The sequence below is a fragment of the Bacteroides sp. genome, from assembly GCF_030151085.1.
Taxonomy (GTDB): domain Bacteria; phylum Bacteroidota; class Bacteroidia; order Bacteroidales; family Bacteroidaceae; genus Bacteroides.
This window is the reverse complement of sequence record NZ_JASLER010000012.1, coordinates 1-16,726: the sequence shown is the minus strand read 5'-3', so window position 1 is coordinate 16,726 and position 16,726 is coordinate 1. Positions and strand designations below refer to the sequence as shown.

The 16,726-nt window shown below is 39.0% G+C and carries 16 protein-coding genes, 1 tRNA gene and 1 pseudogene; 11 read left to right on the top strand and 7 right to left on the bottom strand.

Annotated features, from left to right (window positions below):
* The 5 genes from Q1W14_RS02820 to Q1W14_RS02800 all read left to right on the top strand — a co-directional run.
* A partial coding sequence (locus Q1W14_RS02820) for a DUF4041 domain-containing protein (RefSeq protein ID WP_300699093.1) occupies positions 1 to 1,426 on the top strand: 1,426 nt, incomplete at its 5' end.
* A gap of 24 nt (positions 1,427 to 1,450) precedes the next feature.
* Positions 1,451 to 1,876 (top strand): hypothetical protein, encoded by a 426-nt coding sequence (locus Q1W14_RS02815; RefSeq protein WP_300699091.1) that lies wholly within the window; start codon positions 1,451 to 1,453, stop codon positions 1,874 to 1,876.
* Between the two features lie 12 nt (positions 1,877 to 1,888).
* The gene (locus tag Q1W14_RS02810; RefSeq protein WP_300699090.1) at positions 1,889 to 2,335 is read left to right on the top strand and encodes a DUF3761 domain-containing protein; all 447 of its coding nucleotides are present in this window, start codon (positions 1,889 to 1,891) and stop codon (positions 2,333 to 2,335) included.
* A 19-nt stretch (positions 2,336 to 2,354) separates the two neighbouring features.
* Positions 2,355 to 3,101, top strand: a complete 747-nt coding sequence (locus Q1W14_RS02805) for a hypothetical protein (protein ID WP_300699088.1) — start codon at positions 2,355 to 2,357, stop codon at positions 3,099 to 3,101.
* An 11-nt stretch (positions 3,102 to 3,112) separates the two neighbouring features.
* Positions 3,113 to 3,487: a hypothetical protein gene (locus Q1W14_RS02800; protein WP_300699086.1), complete on the top strand. Its 375-nt coding sequence runs from the start codon at positions 3,113 to 3,115 to the stop codon at positions 3,485 to 3,487.
* Between the two features lie 70 nt (positions 3,488 to 3,557).
* Here Q1W14_RS02800 and Q1W14_RS02795 read toward each other — a convergent pair whose 3' ends face one another.
* On the bottom strand, positions 3,558 to 4,781 hold the full coding sequence (locus tag Q1W14_RS02795) for a site-specific integrase (protein ID WP_300699085.1): 1,224 nt from the start codon (positions 4,779 to 4,781) through the stop codon (positions 3,558 to 3,560).
* 160 nt (positions 4,782 to 4,941) lie between these two features.
* Positions 4,942 to 5,014 (bottom strand) — tRNA-Gly (locus tag Q1W14_RS02790).
* A gap of 107 nt (positions 5,015 to 5,121) precedes the next feature.
* Between Q1W14_RS02790 and Q1W14_RS02785 the strand changes: the two are divergent.
* The 5 genes and pseudogenes from Q1W14_RS02785 to cobC all read left to right on the top strand — a co-directional run bounded on the left by Q1W14_RS02785 (position 5,122) and on the right by cobC (position 8,510).
* Positions 5,122 to 5,492 (top strand): annotated as a pseudogene (locus Q1W14_RS02785) (MmcQ/YjbR family DNA-binding protein).
* 82 nt (positions 5,493 to 5,574) lie between these two features.
* Entirely contained in the window at positions 5,575 to 6,084 is a 510-nt protein-coding gene (gene cobU, locus Q1W14_RS02780) for a bifunctional adenosylcobinamide kinase/adenosylcobinamide-phosphate guanylyltransferase (protein ID WP_300699082.1), read from the top strand.
* Between the two features lie 28 nt (positions 6,085 to 6,112).
* Positions 6,113 to 7,150: a nicotinate-nucleotide--dimethylbenzimidazole phosphoribosyltransferase gene (cobT, locus tag Q1W14_RS02775; RefSeq protein ID WP_300699081.1), complete on the top strand. Its 1,038-nt coding sequence runs from the start codon at positions 6,113 to 6,115 to the stop codon at positions 7,148 to 7,150.
* A gap of 39 nt (positions 7,151 to 7,189) precedes the next feature.
* Positions 7,190 to 7,936 (top strand): adenosylcobinamide-GDP ribazoletransferase, encoded by a 747-nt coding sequence (cobS, locus tag Q1W14_RS02770; protein ID WP_300699079.1) that lies wholly within the window; start codon positions 7,190 to 7,192, stop codon positions 7,934 to 7,936.
* Between the two features lie 43 nt (positions 7,937 to 7,979).
* On the top strand, positions 7,980 to 8,510 hold the full coding sequence (gene cobC, locus Q1W14_RS02765) for an alpha-ribazole phosphatase (RefSeq protein ID WP_300699077.1): 531 nt from the start codon (positions 7,980 to 7,982) through the stop codon (positions 8,508 to 8,510).
* Here the strand turns inward: cobC and Q1W14_RS02760 are convergent.
* The 5 genes from Q1W14_RS02760 to Q1W14_RS02740 all read right to left on the bottom strand — a co-directional run bounded on the left by Q1W14_RS02760 (position 8,505) and on the right by Q1W14_RS02740 (position 15,938).
* Positions 8,505 to 10,460, bottom strand: a complete 1,956-nt coding sequence (locus tag Q1W14_RS02760) for a HAMP domain-containing sensor histidine kinase (RefSeq protein WP_300699075.1) — start codon at positions 10,458 to 10,460, stop codon at positions 8,505 to 8,507. The genes cobC and Q1W14_RS02760 overlap by 6 nt on opposite strands.
* Before the next feature lie 4 nt (positions 10,461 to 10,464).
* On the bottom strand, positions 10,465 to 12,336 hold the full coding sequence (locus Q1W14_RS02755; RefSeq protein ID WP_300699073.1) for an ATP-binding protein: 1,872 nt from the start codon (positions 12,334 to 12,336) through the stop codon (positions 10,465 to 10,467).
* A 100-nt stretch (positions 12,337 to 12,436) separates the two neighbouring features.
* Positions 12,437 to 13,402 (bottom strand): adenosylcobinamide-phosphate synthase CbiB, encoded by a 966-nt coding sequence (gene cbiB / locus Q1W14_RS02750; RefSeq protein WP_300699071.1) that lies wholly within the window; start codon positions 13,400 to 13,402, stop codon positions 12,437 to 12,439.
* Positions 13,403 to 13,419: 17 nt separating this feature from the next.
* Complete coding sequence (locus Q1W14_RS02745; RefSeq protein WP_300699069.1) at positions 13,420 to 14,451, bottom strand: threonine-phosphate decarboxylase; 1,032 nt, start codon at positions 14,449 to 14,451, stop codon at positions 13,420 to 13,422.
* Entirely contained in the window at positions 14,448 to 15,938 is a 1,491-nt protein-coding gene (locus tag Q1W14_RS02740; RefSeq protein WP_300699067.1) for a cobyric acid synthase, read from the bottom strand. Before Q1W14_RS02740 ends, Q1W14_RS02745 begins: the two co-directional genes overlap by 4 nt.
* Positions 15,939 to 16,268: 330 nt before the next feature.
* Between Q1W14_RS02740 and Q1W14_RS02735 the strand changes: the two genes are divergently transcribed.
* On the top strand, positions 16,269 to 16,726 hold a 458-nt coding region (locus tag Q1W14_RS02735; RefSeq protein WP_300699065.1), incomplete at its 3' end, for a TolC family protein.

Here is a 16,726-nt window from a genome sequence, read left to right as displayed (position 1 = left end):
AACCAATACGCATAGAACATATACAAACAATCCAAAATCTAATACTATGGCATTTTTTGATTTCCTAAAACAAAAAGAATTTGCTGAAATAATCTGCCTTAAAAAAGACTTAGCGATTTCAGCAAATAAAGAAAGAGAGCTCAATTTAAAGATTGAAGAACTTAAAAAAGAATGCGGATCTCTTTCCAAATTCAAAGAGATAGCAGATTTGGACAATAAGAAAAGCGAAATACTGTCTAAAATAAAATCCGAGGAAGAACAGGCTGAAAAAATAATAGAAAATCAACAGTCAGAAATAACTCTACTTAAATCTAAAATTAAGGAGTTATCCGAAGAGATACAAAATAAAAAAGGAGAAATCGTAGAACTTGATGAAACAATACTTCTACAAGAATTTGGCATGTATTCTCCAATTTACGACTTTGCTAACTCTGAAATATATAAAGATAGACTAGATGCGGTTAAAACCGAGCAGAAGAATATGATTTTATTTAAAACTGCTGCAACTTGCTCCACTAATTGGACTTTAAATGGAAGTGAAGCACAAGGCCAAGTTATGACAAATCAAAATATCAAGCAAATTCTTCGATGTTTCAATGACGAATGCGATATACTTATAAGCAAAGTGAAGTTCAATAACATATCTGCTTTTTCAGAAAAGATACGCAAGTCTTTTGAGGCTTTAAATAAAATGAACTCCAAAAGTGCTGTTTCCATTTCATACGAATATTTATCTTTAAAAATAGATGAGTTGCAATTAGCTTACGAATATGCAGTAAAGAAGCAAGAAGAAAAAGAAGAACAAAAGCGCATACGAGAGCAAATGCGTGAAGAAGCCAAACTTCAAAAAGAGATAGAAGAAGCTAGAAAAGATATTGAAAAAGAACAGAGACACTATACAAATGCACTTCTGAAATTAAATAAACAACTTGAGTCTTGTGATGAGGTTGAAAAGGAAGTGCTCTTAGAGAGAAGACAAGACATAGAATCTCATCTTACAAAACTTGATGTTGCAATTAAAGACATTGATTACCGAGAAGCTAATAAAAAGGCCGGATATGTCTATATAATATCTAACATTGGCTCATTTGGCGAAGACGTATATAAAATAGGCATGACTCGAAGGCTTGACCCTATGGAAAGAGTGGATGAATTAGGTGACGCTTCGGTTCCTTTTAAATTTGATGTCCATGCTATGATTTTCTCGGACGATGCTCCGAAACTAGAAGCAGCATTACATCGTGCTTTTGAAAACAAGAAGGTTAATATGATTAATAACCGAAGAGAGTTTTTTAAAGTTACATTAGATGAAATCCAAGAGGTTGTTAAAAACAACTACGACAAAACAGTTGAATTCGAGAAAGTGCCACAAGCAGACCAATATAGAGAATCTATAAAAATACTAGAAAGTATAAATCTGAATTAAAAAACAAACTAAAACAATAATATCATGATTGACTTTTTATCTATCATACTCCTTATATTCGGAGTATTACAAATCATCCTCTTCTTCAAGATGTGGGGAATGACTAACGATGTAGACAAAATTAGAGAAAAACTTGAGGTACAGCCTGAGATGGAAGACCAGATAATAACCGAAGCTCAAATCCATGCCTTAAATGGAGAAAATGGTGAAGCGTTTAAGTTATATACAAAAGCATTCCACAAGAGCTTAATAGAACTATATAACAAAACGATTAAGGAGTATGGAGATGAAGACAATATGAGCTACAAAGAACGTAATGAATATTACCAATCAGAATACAATAAAGTTGTGAAGTACTTCTTAAAAAGAGTAGACAAAATAGGAATAAAACTTGATGTCGAGAAATTTAACTCATATGAGAAAATACACTTTATTATCTGTAAATCATAAACTTACAAGAGAATGAGAAGGATATTATTTATACTTATCTCCTTTTTCTTTGCATTAAATGTAAATGCGCAAGATACAATAAGGTATGTAACCACCAATCTAAATTTACGAGAAGCTCCTAATACTACTTCTTCAATTATAGCTCAAATTCCTAAAGGTACACAAGTTACTATTGATGAAGATTGTAACTGTATATGGATTCCTGTTAGCTACAACGGAAAGATTGGCTATGTCTCTACCAAATATCTTTCAAAACAAAAGATCGAATATTCAAACAGATCTAGTGAGTCAGTTAAGTATTATACAAACTCAAAAGGAGAACGAGTACAATCACCAACCCATTATAATTCTGCACCTTCAGGAGCGACTGCTTTATGCAGAGATGGGACATATAGTTTCAGCAGAAGTAGAAGAGGAACGTGTTCACATCATGGTGGAGTTGCTAAATGGTTAAAATAACAAATTAAAATAACAAATAATGAAAAAGATTATATTTTTTGCAGTGATGTTTCCGATGATGTTTTCCTCATGCTCATCAGAGGATGAAGATCCAAATGATAAAACAGAAAAATTACTCGCAAATACTTCATGGTTATATCACTCCGAAGATAATGAGCACATATTAAAAGAGTATGAAGACTACGAGAATGAACATCAGCTTAAAAGCATATTACAAATTTGCCCTTCTTTAAAATACACAGTTGGAGAACATCAAATTACAGAAAATGAAGAAACGATTGATTTGTGCAAAAAGGAAGGACATAGTAATCATATAGACGCATTATTAGAGTTCAATACTAATGACTGCACCTACAAAGAGAAAGCTTATCGACACATTCAAATTACCAATAGTTCTATTGGCAACTGTGATTATAAATTTAAAGAGGGAACATACATTGGCACATTATATGGAACTACCCACGTAGCTATCACTGTTAAAAGCTATGGCATTTATCAAGCAAGCACATCGGGGGATATTCTAGTTCTGCCATTAGATGGTAATTACACTTACTCTTTGAACATACGAAGATATACCAGTATAGAAAAAAAGGAAACATTAACCGACAACAGTTTCACGACTTCATATCAAGTGAGTGGAAATGAAATCACCTTCTCAAGTAGTGACAATATATGGAATGGCATACTGGATTTATCAAAAACAAGCATGAAGTTTAGCAGCAAGAAACCTGTAGATAAAGAATTATATGTATTCTCAATAAAATAAGTAATAAAATTATGATTGACTTTTTAACCATCGTACTACTCGTATTCGGAGTATTGCAAATCATTCTCTTCTTTAAGATGTGGGGAATGACAAACGATATTAGTAAAATCACAAAGAAACTTCAGTGCGAGAAAGATAAAACTTGGAATATACGAAGGGCTCTTTTATATGATGACAAGGAACTTGCCAAGAAAGAACTCATGGATTGCATTATCAGCGATTTCGAGAGATTTGGAGATGGAGGATATGGATTTAATTGCGTAGAAGATATTATTGCTAAATATGAACCTGCCTTCAAACAATTAGAAATGGAAATCCCTGAGAATCTCAAAAACATTAAATCATATTCAGATATAAGAGATATTATTAAATTCAACAAAGTATAATATTAACATTTCAATTCTACCATCAAAAACAGCAATTGTATAGTAGATTGCATCTCAAAACTAAGCCGGACTAACCTCCGGCTTTTTCTTTACCTTCTTCCAGGTGAAACACATAATCAATCACCTTCCTATTTGCTTTGTCCACCTTCTTTTGGTCAAAGTCTATATAAATACTTGTTACCCCCGAACCTATCTCATGCCCAAGTCCGGCAGAAATAGTTTCTTTAGGAATATCAAGAGAAGCAGCAATCGTAGCCCATGTATGTCGGGCCCAATATGAGGATATATCAGAAAATAAAGGTTGCCGCACTTTTTTCCCACCTCGCCCTACTCTTTCAACTTCTCCTATTTGCTTCAAAACGATTCCCATACGATGAAGGAAGTTCTTATAGTCAAGGTATTCATCCATGATATTGAGCAAGTATTTTTTTCCTCGATATTTTTCAATAATAGCCATAGCCTCCGGATGCACTTTTATTGAATATAATTTGTGGGTTTTTGCTCTCTTATACTCAAAACGCCCATTTACGAGCTGATTCGGTGTAGCCATGAATAAGTCAGCAGCATTGATTCCTATAAGGTAAAACATCAACATGAACATATCTCTGTATTTCACTTGATAATCCTCACAGGGGAAATCCCGTAGTATTCTAAGCTGTTCTACGGTCAAAGAACGTTTTCTTGTTTCTTCCTTCTTTATCTTGAATTTGCGAAACGGATATAAAGTGGTTATCTCCTCGTCTATAGCATAATTAAAAACAGCACGTATATTGCGAAGATGTATAGCATATGCGTTAACCTTCATATTTTCAGCCATCCATGTTTCAAAGGATGTTAGCCACTTCTTATCCATAGTATCAAAAGTACAATCAGGGTCGAACTCTACAACTTTATTCCGAGTAGTGCCATACACGGACTTTGTTCCTAAATTGTTCTTTAAGGCGACAAATTCATCCAAGTAATCTACAAATTTTCTCTCAGTTTTCTTGTTCCCAGTAAGCAGACTTTCTAAATGCTGTTTTAGCTGTTTATCAGTCATAGACCTTAGACCACCGGTAGAATGCAACAGAAGAAGCACGTTTTCAATGGAAGCCAGTATGTTCCTAATGGCGGTATTTTTTATTTTATAATTAGGCTCTTCCTTAGTATAAGAATTTCCAGTCCATGCTTTTTGTGTAGCATCAAACCCAATAGAAATTAGAAACTTCCCATTGTGTTGAATACGAAGTTTGATAGGAAATCGATTTCCTTCTTTCGCTCTTCTGGTATCAAGATAAAAATTAGCAGTAGCCATAGTTCCGTTTTTAATGGTGCAAAAGCACATTATATTTGCACCAAATTTGCACCACAAATATAAGAAATAGCCATCAAAAACCTTTAATTCCTCATTGATAATTTTATAAATAGCACAAAAAAAGCAGCTACATCGAATGTAACTGCTTGATTATCAATCGAGCGGCAAGCGAGGTTCGAACTCGTGACCCTCAGCTTGGGAAGCTGATGCTCTACCAACTGAGCTACTGCCGCAAACTGTTGTAAAACGTTGGCAAAGGTAACAAAATTCTCCTGAAAAAGACAAGAGTTTTTTCATTTTATTTTCTACTTTTGCGTATTCCATTAAAGCATAATCAACTATGAATATCGAAGAATTCAGGGAGTATTGTCTTACTGTAAAAGGAGCAACAGAAAGCTTTCCTTTCGATGAACACATTCTTGTCTTTAAAGTAATGGACAAAATGTTCACTTTTGCTTCCTTACGCCCAAAAGAAGGACGGTTCTGGGCCAACATGAAATGTAATCCGGAAAATCGGCTGAATTAATGGAATGTTATGATGGTATCCTTTTTGGCTACCTTTCTGATAAAAAGTATTGGATAACTGTATATCTGGAAGAGGGTGTTCCTGACGACCTGATAAAAGAACTGATTAATCATTCTGTACAAGAGGTTATTCATAAACTACCTAAGAGAAAACAACAAGAGTATCACTTTTTGTATCCGGAATAAAAGTGTGTATTCTTTTCAGCAGTATTCCTTGCCACTGCCATAGAATTCATGTACATTTGCCATGCAAAATATCCAGGCATCAATGAAAAGAATTATATTAATCACCGGAGGAGCTCGTTCGGGCAAAAGTACATACGCTGAAAATTTAGCACTCAGTTTCTCTCCCAATCCTATTTACCTTGCTACGGCACGTATCTGGGACGAAGAATTTCGTAAGCGGGTAATCCATCACCAAGAACGACGCGGACCGGAATGGACCAATATTGAAGAAGAAAAAGAACTCAGCCGCCACCAGTTGGAAGGTCGTATTATCCTCATAGACTGTATTACATTGTGGTGTACCAACTTCTTTTTCGACTTAAAATCGGACACCGATAGAGCACTTGCTGCCGCTAAAGCAGAGTTTGACCGTTTTACGGCACAGGACGCTACTTTTATCTTTGTCACTAACGAAATAGGGTTAGGCGGCACTTCAGACAATGAGATACAACGAAAATTCACTGACATGCAGGGATGGATGAATCAATACATCGCAGCTCATGCAGACGAAGTCTTTTTGATGGTATCCGGCATTCCTGTAAAAATTAAATAAAACGACTTCACTTATATATAATAAAACAATGAAAACATTTCATATTACTCGTCCTGACGAAACTATCCGTCCTGCCCTCATAGACAAAATCAATAATCTGACAAAACCTAAAGGTTCATTAGGAACTTTAGAAGAACTGGCATTGCAAATAGGTCTCATCCAACAAACACTAACTCCAACTTTACAGCATCCACAAAATATTATTTTTGCTGCGGATCATGGAATCGTAGAAGAAGGTGTTAGTCTATCCCCAAAAGAAATCACTTGGCAGCAAATCAGCAATTTCCTTCATGGAGGAGCAGGTATAAACTTCCTTTGCCGCCAGCATGGATTTACCTTGAAAATTGTAGATGCGGGAGTAGATTACGATCTCCCTTATGATAAAGGCATAATCAATATGAAAGTACGTAAAGGTACTCGCAGCTACCTACACGAAGCAGCCATGACCGAAAAAGAAATGGAACTTTGCCTGGAACGCGGCGCTGAAATAGTACGCCGTTGTCATGAAGAAGGAAGCAATATCCTCAGTTTCGGTGAAATGGGTATCGGAAATACTTCTTCGTCTTCTATGTGGATGACTTGTTTTACTGGAATTCCTTTAGAGCAATGTGTTGGTGCAGGAAGCGGATTAGATAATTCAGGCATTCGTCATAAATATGAGGTACTGAAGCAATCGCTCGACAATTATAAGGGGGATAATTCTCCCCATGATATAATCCGCTATTTTGGTGGTTTGGAAATGGTTATGGCTGTGGGTGCTATGTTGCAGGCTACTGAATTGAAAATGGTAATTCTTGTAGATGGTTTTATTATGACCAACTGCATTTTAGCTGCTAGCAAATTGCACAAAGAAGTACTGGATTATGCTATTTTCGGTCATTGTGGAGATGAATCCGGACATAAACTGATACTTGATTCAATTAACGCTAATCCATTACTGCACTTAGGATTACGCCTCGGAGAAGGTACTGGAGCAATCTGTGCTTATCCTATTGTTGACTCTGCTGTGAGAATGATTAATGAGATGGATAATTTTGCACACGCCTCAATCACAAAATATTTTTAAATTGAGAATAAAAAATTGAGAAATAATACTTGAGCTACAATGAATCTATTAGCGGCATTTATATTTTTCACACGTCTACCCTTCTGGAAAATCAAAGAAGTTCCGGCAGAATGCTTTAAGCATGTAGTACCTAATTGGCCGTGGGTAGGATGGTTGACAGGGGGAATTATGGCAGGCGTTCTATGGCTGAGCGGACAAATATTGCCATTATCCATCGCTTGGATACTAGCCATTATCGCAAGATTGTTAATCACCGGATGCCTGCACGAAGACGGTCTTGCTGATTTCTTCGATGGATTTGGCGGCGGTACAACTCGCGAAAGAATACTTGCAATCATGAAAGACTCCCATATTGGCAGCTATGGAGTCATCGCTTTGATACTCTATTTTCTTTTGTTCTTTCAACTCAGTAACTTGCCGCTAAACACGCTTTGTATTCTTGTTTTCTGTGGCGATTGTTGGTCTAAATTTTGTGCATCACAGCTTATTAATTATCTGCCTTACGCAAGAAAAGAAGAAGATAGCAAAGCCAAGGTTGTGTACAATCGTATGAGTTGGAGTGAATTGCTAACAGCTTTTGTTGGCGGCGCATTACCTTTTATCTTATTTCTTCCTATCGGGATATGGCCTGCCACCCTGTTTCCACTACTCACTTTCTTTTTGCTATACCGATTAATAAAACGACGTTTGCAAGGATATACCGGTGATTGTTGTGGAGCCACCTTTCTTCTTTGCGAACTCTCATTCTATATAGGAAGTCTTGCATTAATATATGTCGAACAATAGACGTTTTATAATAAAAAAACAAATCATTAACCACTCAATAATTATGGAAGTTATACTCATCCGACATACATCAGTAGATGTTCCTCCGGGAATATGTTACGGACAAACTGACGTGCCTTTAAAACCTACTTTTGAACAAGAAGCTGCCGTTACAGCCGAAAAATTAAAAGTTTATTTACCTTTCGACCATGTCTATACCAGCCCTCTTTCTCGTTGTGTACGCCTTGCCACGTATTGTGGGTTTCCGGATGCTGAAAGAGATAAACGGATTATGGAAATAAACTTCGGTAGCTGGGAAATGAAGTCCTTCGACCACAACGATGATCCCCGCATAAAAGAGTGGTATGCCGACTATCTGAATGTAGCCGCCACTGGTGGAGAATCATTTGCTATGCAATACCATCGTGTCAGTCAGTTCCTTGACGAACTGAAAACAAAACCTTATAAAAAGGTAGGTATCTTTGCGCATGGAGGTGTACTAATCTGCGCACAAATTTATGCCGGGCTCATTAAACCCTCGGAAGCATTTAGCGCATTGACTCCTTATGGAGGTATTATAAGAATTGATTTATAATGGAATTGTAAACGAAATAATAGGTCCTTCCTCCGCTTCAGCCTGTACTTTATAAATGCCTCCGGAAGAATGCACAAAGTGAGCATTGATCTCATGCCGAATCAAGCTCGTTTTATTCTCAAAACGGGCTTTTGCCAATGGAGCATTTAAGACATCAAAGCAGAGGATGGATTTTATATGATCATAGTTTACACAAACAATTGGTTGATAATATTCCTCATCATTCTCTACAGGTGTTAAAAGGCTGGTAAGTAAGGACTCAAACCACTGCTTATCAGTTTGTACCTGCAAACTTTCAACTTCTGTTTGTAAAATAACTGATACTTTAGAATCTTCCTTCGCATTGATTGCTGTTATTACTTGACGACATAACTGAATTATATCACATTCGGTTCTTTCGTATTGGATTTTACCGGACTCCAAACGGGATAATTCCAGAATACTATTAATATATTCCAAAAGATTTTCGGCATTGGTCTGGATAATCTGGCCATACTCTTTTTTAGTATCCTGATCCAATTCTTTCGATTCGGTTAATAGCTCGGCAAAACCAACCACAGCATTCAATGGAGTACGGATATCATGACTTATTTCTGATTTTAAACGATCTTTAGTTCTATTCTCCTCTTCGGCCTGTAAAGCAGCTTCTACTGTCATCTTTTCAGCAATAGATATCTTCCTGGAAAGGATGCGCGTATATATATAAAATATTAGCATTAACAGTATCAGGATAATAAGAATCACACATCCTCTACCGTAATTGGTATCTTGAATCTTCTGCTTTTCCTGCAAAAGTTCGTCAATATGATAGATATCTTTTACTTGTTCCAACTGACTGGTAGAGAAAGCACTATTCAAAGAATCTTGCTTGTTAATCAGATAATGAAGCGTCTCGATTGCCCCATCCAAATCCCCTTTTTCGTATTGGGTACTCGCTTTGTAATTGATAAGCGTAGCAAATACAGTTACATGATTCTGCAAAACCGTAGGAATCACCTCGTTTACCAAAGCAATACTTTTGTCATACTCACAGGTTTTAGCATAATACTGAAGCTGAACCAGCTGTACATTCAGCCAAAAGACTGGATCAACATGTGAATCCAATAACTTTTTAGCTTTCTCAATATGCTCTTGAGCCATTGCAAAATTCTTACGGTTCATGAAGTGCAGAATATACTTTATCTCACAATCAACTTCAAAGTTAGTCCAGTTTTTCCGACAATTGGGTTCTTTAGAAATTACAGTTTGCAAAGTGGAATCCATTTCTATTAAATACGGTAATTTCAAACTATCATATCCGGCATTCCCATAAACTTGAGAAATACGCGAAAGGATATCCACTTTTAAACTTGTTTTTGTCTGAGGAGAGAAGCTTTTATAAGCTTTCAAGAAAATATCCAACGCTTCATTAGAACGACTTGATACTGAATATGCACAGCCCAAGCTGTTATAGGCAGCTATCTTTCCGTTATTACTTTTATATTTAATAGACTCTTTCAGAGTCTCCTTTGCTATATAAATCGCCTTTTCTACTTGTCGTTTTGAAGCAAGAGCGCGACTTATAGCAGCTTTCTCTTCCAGATAATAATCATAATTACCAACTTGAGGAGCAAAATTTTCCAAAATATCCACCCAATAAGACAAACTATCCGCATCGTGCTTTTTATCATAGCATATAGCTAAATAATAGGCCCCTAGATTTTCGTAAAGCACATTATTCTGCCGCTGCCCTTCTTGATATAAGCGCGTTGCAAAAGTCATATTATAAGGTTCATATTGATGCTTATAAGCAATGTTTTTTAGATATGCCAACCTCACCAAACTGGGTGGTAAAGCATCCACCACCTTCAAGATACTGTCTTGATACCGACCGGCATTGATATCCACAGCTATTAGCGGACTAAAATATCCACAAAGCATACCGACTATGATAAGTATTATCCGTTTCATATGGCTATGTTTGAGGGTTTTCAGAGTTATGCTTCAAAGGATGAGTAAAACAGAAACGTGCACCGTCTTTATATTGATTGTCCACCCATATCTTACCATTCATATAATCTACAATCAATCGGCAAATAGAAAGCCCCAATCCAGTTCCTTGCACAAAATCATTTAATTTCTCAAACCGTTCGAAAATTAATTGTTGCTTTTCCAATGGAACACCACAACCAGTATCTGTTACTGAAAATAGTGCTGTATCATTATCCGTCAGTTTCAAATTCAGGATAATAGAACCTTTCTCTGTAAATTTAGTAGCATTCACCAATAAATTGATCAGTACTTGCCGAAGACGTGTATCATCAGTATCTATCATCAATTCCGTCAATTCAGTATCAAAGCGCATTTCCACCTGCAATTTACGGGAAGCAACTACTGTCTCGACAACCTCATTACAAAGTTTCACTGCATCGTAGGGCTGAATATGGAAAGTAATATTATCATTTTCAAAATCCGAGAAATCCAGAATATCATTAATCAATTTCAATAACTGGAAAGAATTCACTTTAATAATTTCACAAAACTCCTGACGGGATTCATCATCAAAAGTCTCATCGTCCGACGTCAATACAGCTGAAAAACCAACAATAGCATTCAAGGGTGTACGAACCTCGTGACTCATATTAGAAAGAAATAAATTCTTGCGTTGTATCGCAGACTTTGCCTTTAGTTTCATTGCTTCCTGACGTTGAACTGAACGTCTGAGATAGAATATCTTCTTCCAACTGAGAAAGAGGAACAATATTAGAAGTATCGAACATAAAACTATACCAGCCAAATAAAAACGCATGGAAACAAGGCGGTCATGTTCATTTTGATAAGCTAACTGGTCTGCCTGAAAACGAGTACTGAGTTGCTCTATTTCTTTGGGGTAGTTTTTGTCAAAAGAAGATTTAATGAACGAGAACAGTTTTCCTAATTGTTTATAAGCATCTTCCTTTCGCCCCATTTTCACCAACAAATCAGCTCTTTCATGCAGGGTTTCTTTATAAATATTTTGGTCGCCTTGAGAATATTCCGTTTGCAAAAACTTATCGTATTCCTCCAATGCCTTTTCGAAATCTTCAATTGCTACCAGATACCGCGCATTTACAATAAAAAGAAATTGCTGAATACCAGGTATCAGTTGCATTCTTATCTTTTCTATTTGGTTAAGGTGCTGGCGTGCAGCTTCCACATTATTCCGAAACAGTTGATATTGGGCATTCGTGATATGCCGTATAGCCAATTCTTGCACTGAAATCTGATTTTCGGGATAAGAATTCAACCGTGAGATATAGTGACCGGCAGCACCTTTATCCTGTATAAGGATTTTATAATTAATCAATTCCACCAATAACATCCGAATGTGCACATCCTCTCCTTTCATTCTATCCAGTATGTCCAAAGCTCTTTCGTATGCAATACCGGCTTCCTTATACCTACCTGTATAGGTATAAACTTCTCCCAAAGCATTTAAAGCAAGAGCATCACCTAACGGATATGATAAAACTCGTGATTTAGAGTACATCTGTTCGCTCTGTGCAATAGCCATACGTACTTCTCCACGAAAAAGGTAAGATTTAATGAGTATCCTTTCGAATTCAAAATAAGACTTGTACTGCTTGGAATCATCCAAAAAAGTCAATAATCCGGCAATATTCAGTGAATCGCTTTCTTCTTTGGTCAAATAATCAAATCCAAGGCTGGTATGAAATAAGGATATTACTTCTTCCACAACGCTTGCATCATATTTTCTCAGCGAATCTTCTTTGTCTTCTGCCAAAAGAAGGAAAGTGTTTCCGGCACAAAATAGGAAATATAATATGTATTTTAATAATTTCCTCATGTAATATATTGAGTTGTCCTATGCAATTTCTTGCTATTCAATGTTACAAATATATTACATTCTTTCGAACGAGCAAAGAAATAGTTAGAATAACAACGTTTTAAAAGTAAGATGAAGACAATGTTGCTGTTAAAATTACCAATACGACCATCAACCACTCTGCACGTCGATTGATATGAACAGAAATACGCATATCTTCAGTATTCAGAAGCCGATCATTACAGCCGATATAAGGTTTCCATACTTCCTCTCCAAAATAATTATGCGGACCTCCGAAACGACAATTCAGAATCCCTGCAAGAGCCGCTTCAGGATAACCGGAATTAGGGCTGGCATGCTGATTTCCATACTTGCCGACAAATGCGAGCAGCGAAAGACGTCCCGAAGCCAACACCATAAGAAATGCCGTCAGGCGGGCAGGAATATAATTAGCAACATCATCCAGACGAGCAGCAAAACAGCCGAATTTACGATATCGTTCGTTTTTATATCCTATCATCGAGTCCAACGTATTCACCATTTTATAGGCAAGCATACCCGGAACTCCCAATAAAAGATACCAGAACAAAGGTGCTATCACCCCGTCGCTAAGATTCTCGGCTAATGTTTCTAAAGCAGCGGTACGCACTTCTTGTGCAGATAATCCGGAAGTATCGCGTCCTACAATACGGGCTACCTGCTTTCTGCCTTCTTCCAAAGAACGGTCAACAGCTTTAAAAACCTCGCGAACCTCACGAACCAATGTAGTTCCCGCCAAACAATAGAATATCAAAAGAATCTGTAGGGTCAGGAGTAATCCCGGGGAAAAGAATGCAGCCCATCGAAGGAGGAAGAAAGTAATCAAATAAATACCGGCAACAAGCACGACGGTCATCAGTGTACCTTTAATGAAACGCCCGTTCCCCTTGTTCAACCGATGCTCACAAAAAGAGATCGCTTTACCGAAAGCTACTACGGGATGGGGCATCCAAAGCGGATCACCCAACCAATGATCGAGCAGCCAAGCAGTCAGTAAGGGGAGGTTTAAATTAAAGGCAATGCCTAAGAGTATGAATATATTTTCCATCTTAATTAACTCTTCACTCAAATCATCATCCATTGTTTTATTGCTTCCACAAGCCTGTCATTTTCCTCGCTCGTTTGCGTGGCTATGCGGAAGAAATGCTCGTCAAGACCGTCGAAGTTGGAAGCATCGCGTATGAGAATGCCATGTTCTCCGGCAAGATATTCTTTCAATGCGGAAGCTTTGCCAAAACGAAGACGTACCAGCATGAAATGTGTTTCGGTAGCCCATACTTCGAGTCCGCCGAGAGATTGGAGGACGGTACGCAGACGTGCTGTTTCCTGCAAATAGGCGGGGACATCCAAAGGATTGGGAACATCGTGTTCCAGCAGATGAAGCCCTGCTTCAATGGCAAGTTGATTTACCGACCAAGGCATACGATGGGAACGTAAACGTTTCAGTAATCCCCCGTCACCGGTTATATAGCCCAAACGCAACCCAGGAACAGCATAGCGCTTTGTCATGGAGTGCAATAACAATACGTTGGGAAATTCCGCTGCTTCGGCAGGAGAAAACAAAGGGCGTAAGGTGAAATATTCATAAGACTGGTCTAAGATGAAGCATACCTGCGAATTACGTTTGATAAGTTCAGTAAGATACGCTTTATCAATGACTATTCCCGTCGGATTATTCGGATTACAGAGCCAAAGCATTCGCACCTCTTCTGGTAGAAGGAATCTTTCTTTTTCTGTGGGAAGTTGGTATAAGGAAGTAACCTTATGTCCATGTATGCGGCAGGCATCGGCATATTCGCTGAATGTAGGCTGCACAATGGCAGTATTGGTACCTCGGAAAGTCTGTGCTATAAGATAAATAGCTTCAGTCGCCCCATTCGTCACGCATACGGCATCGGCTGGCAGATGATGGCGGCGTGCAAGGTGAGCTTCGAGTGTGTAGGGTTCAGGTTCGGGATAATTCCCAATGCCTTCGATCCGGGCGCACAAATGTGCTTTCAGATCAGAAAGATCCACTTTGCTATAGACATTGGAACTGAAATTCGCCGTTATCGGGTGATTATATTTATAGGAGTCGTCTCCGTGTCCTTCAATCATGATTTTTCTGTAAGTATTTGATAGATAAGCGGTATATTCACATGTTTGCGCACGTGCTGGGCAAGCTTGTCATATTGTTCTTCTTTAAAGCGATAGTAATCGAAAGTTTCCGGTGTCTCAGACAATTTGTCGGCAAAAGGTCGGAGAAGGAAATCTACAAATTGCGGATTATCAAGTATACCGTGGATGTAAGTACCCATACAGGTAGAATCCACAAAGTAACCGTCAGTACTCCCATCTTCGAGTATATTTAAGGGAGATGCGGGAGTATCTTCTATAGGGACGGTGGTGCCCATGTGTATTTCATAGCCTGTCATCATTCCTAATTCTTCTTTCAATCGGAATCTTACTTGCCTCGTCACCTTTTCTCCCATCATCTGCGTACTAATAGGCAATAACCCAAGACCGGGCAAGCGCTCTATATCACCTTCCACATGATCGGGGTCGAGTACTTCCTGCCCCATCATCTGATAACCGCCACAGATACCCATTACGGTAGCCCCTTCACGATGAGCACGCAGAATAGCTTGTGCTACCCCATTACGACGCAATTCGTAAAGGTCATCGAGCGTACTCTTACTGCCGGGTAACAAAATAATGTCAGCTTTTGCCAGTTCTTCCACATTATTGGTATAGAATAGATGCACACGTGAATCACGTTCCAATACATTGAAGTCAGTAAAATTGCTGAGATGGCGCAGCAGAATAACAGCTACGTTTACCTTACCACGTTCGGCCCGTACGGATTTGGTAGCAAGTGCTACGGAATCTTCTTCTTCAATATAGATGTCTTTATAGTAGGGTACGACGCCAACTACGGGAATGCCGCACAGCTCTTCCAACATCTTTACACCCGACTCAAAGAGACGGATATCTCCACGGAATTTATTGATAAGTATGCCTTTGACGCGTTCACGTTCTTCGGGACGAAGCAGCATCACAGAACCGTAAGCACTGGCAAATACACCACCACGGTCTATGTCGGCCACCAGAATGACATCAGCCTTGGCATGAATAGCCATAGGCATGTTCACTAGATCTGTGTCACGCAGATTGATCTCGGAGATACTGCCGGCACCCTCCATCACAACAGGATTATATCGCAAAGCAAGACGATCGAAGGCTGAGCAGACTTCCTGCCTGAGTTCCTCACGTCCTTCTTTTCGAAAATATTCGTATGCACTACGATTCCCTATGGGACGCCCATTGAGTACTACTTGCGAAGTGTGATCGCTTTGAGGTTTCAGCAGCAAGGGGTTCATATCTGTATGGCAAGGTACACCCGCCGCTTCAGCTTGAACAGCTTGTGCACGCCCTATTTCGAGCCCTTCGGGGGTAGCGAATGAATTAAGCGCCATGTTCTGTGCCTTGAAAGGAGCAGGACGATAACCATCTTGCAGAAAGATGCGGCAAAAAGCGGCGGCGATAATGCTTTTGCCCACGTCGCTACCGGTACCGGCAAACATGATAGGATGAAGTTTCTCCATTGGTTTTGTTTTAGCTGGCGGCAAAGATAATGTAAACTAAAAACCTGCACAAGTATTGCCTTAACTACCTTTCATAATCTATGCTATGAGTCTAGGTATTCTGTTACCAAACAGCAGGTCAGGGAGAGACTGCCTGCGTCATTAGGGCGAGACTCGTCACGTCATTAGGGCGAGGCTCATCACGTCATTAGGGCGAGGCTCGTCACGTCATTAGGGCGACGTTCAGGGCATCATTAGGACGAGGTAACAAGCTCCCATTTAATTTAAAGTTGAACAATCCCACCTCCCCTCTTGTTTCTACCTGAAACAATTCCTAAACCGAACGAACTTATGAATAATCTATTACGCCGGAAAGTGTTTCCGGTTGCTATCTGCGCACTATTTTTCACAGGTGGAGTAACCGCACAAACTTCCCTCCCCCTCAGCTTTGCCGACGCCCTGCAACAGATGCAGCACGGCAACCGCAGCCTGCAAATAGCCGACAAAGCCATCGAAACCGCTCGTGCCGAACGGGATAAGCTGAATGCCCTTTGGTATCCCAGCCTGCAAGGAGCCGGAACCTTTGTACACATGTCCGAAAAGATAGAAGTAAAGCAACCTCTTTCTCAATTCACCGATCCAGCCAAAGACTTTGTACATCAGCTCTTGCCCGACGACCAATTCATTTCGGGGATATTGGACCAAATAGGAGCCAACACACTTGTCTTCCCTCTCGCTCCCCGCAATCTGACCTCCGTCGGTCTGACTGCCGAATGGATCGTATTCTCCGGCGGTAAGCGCATACGTGC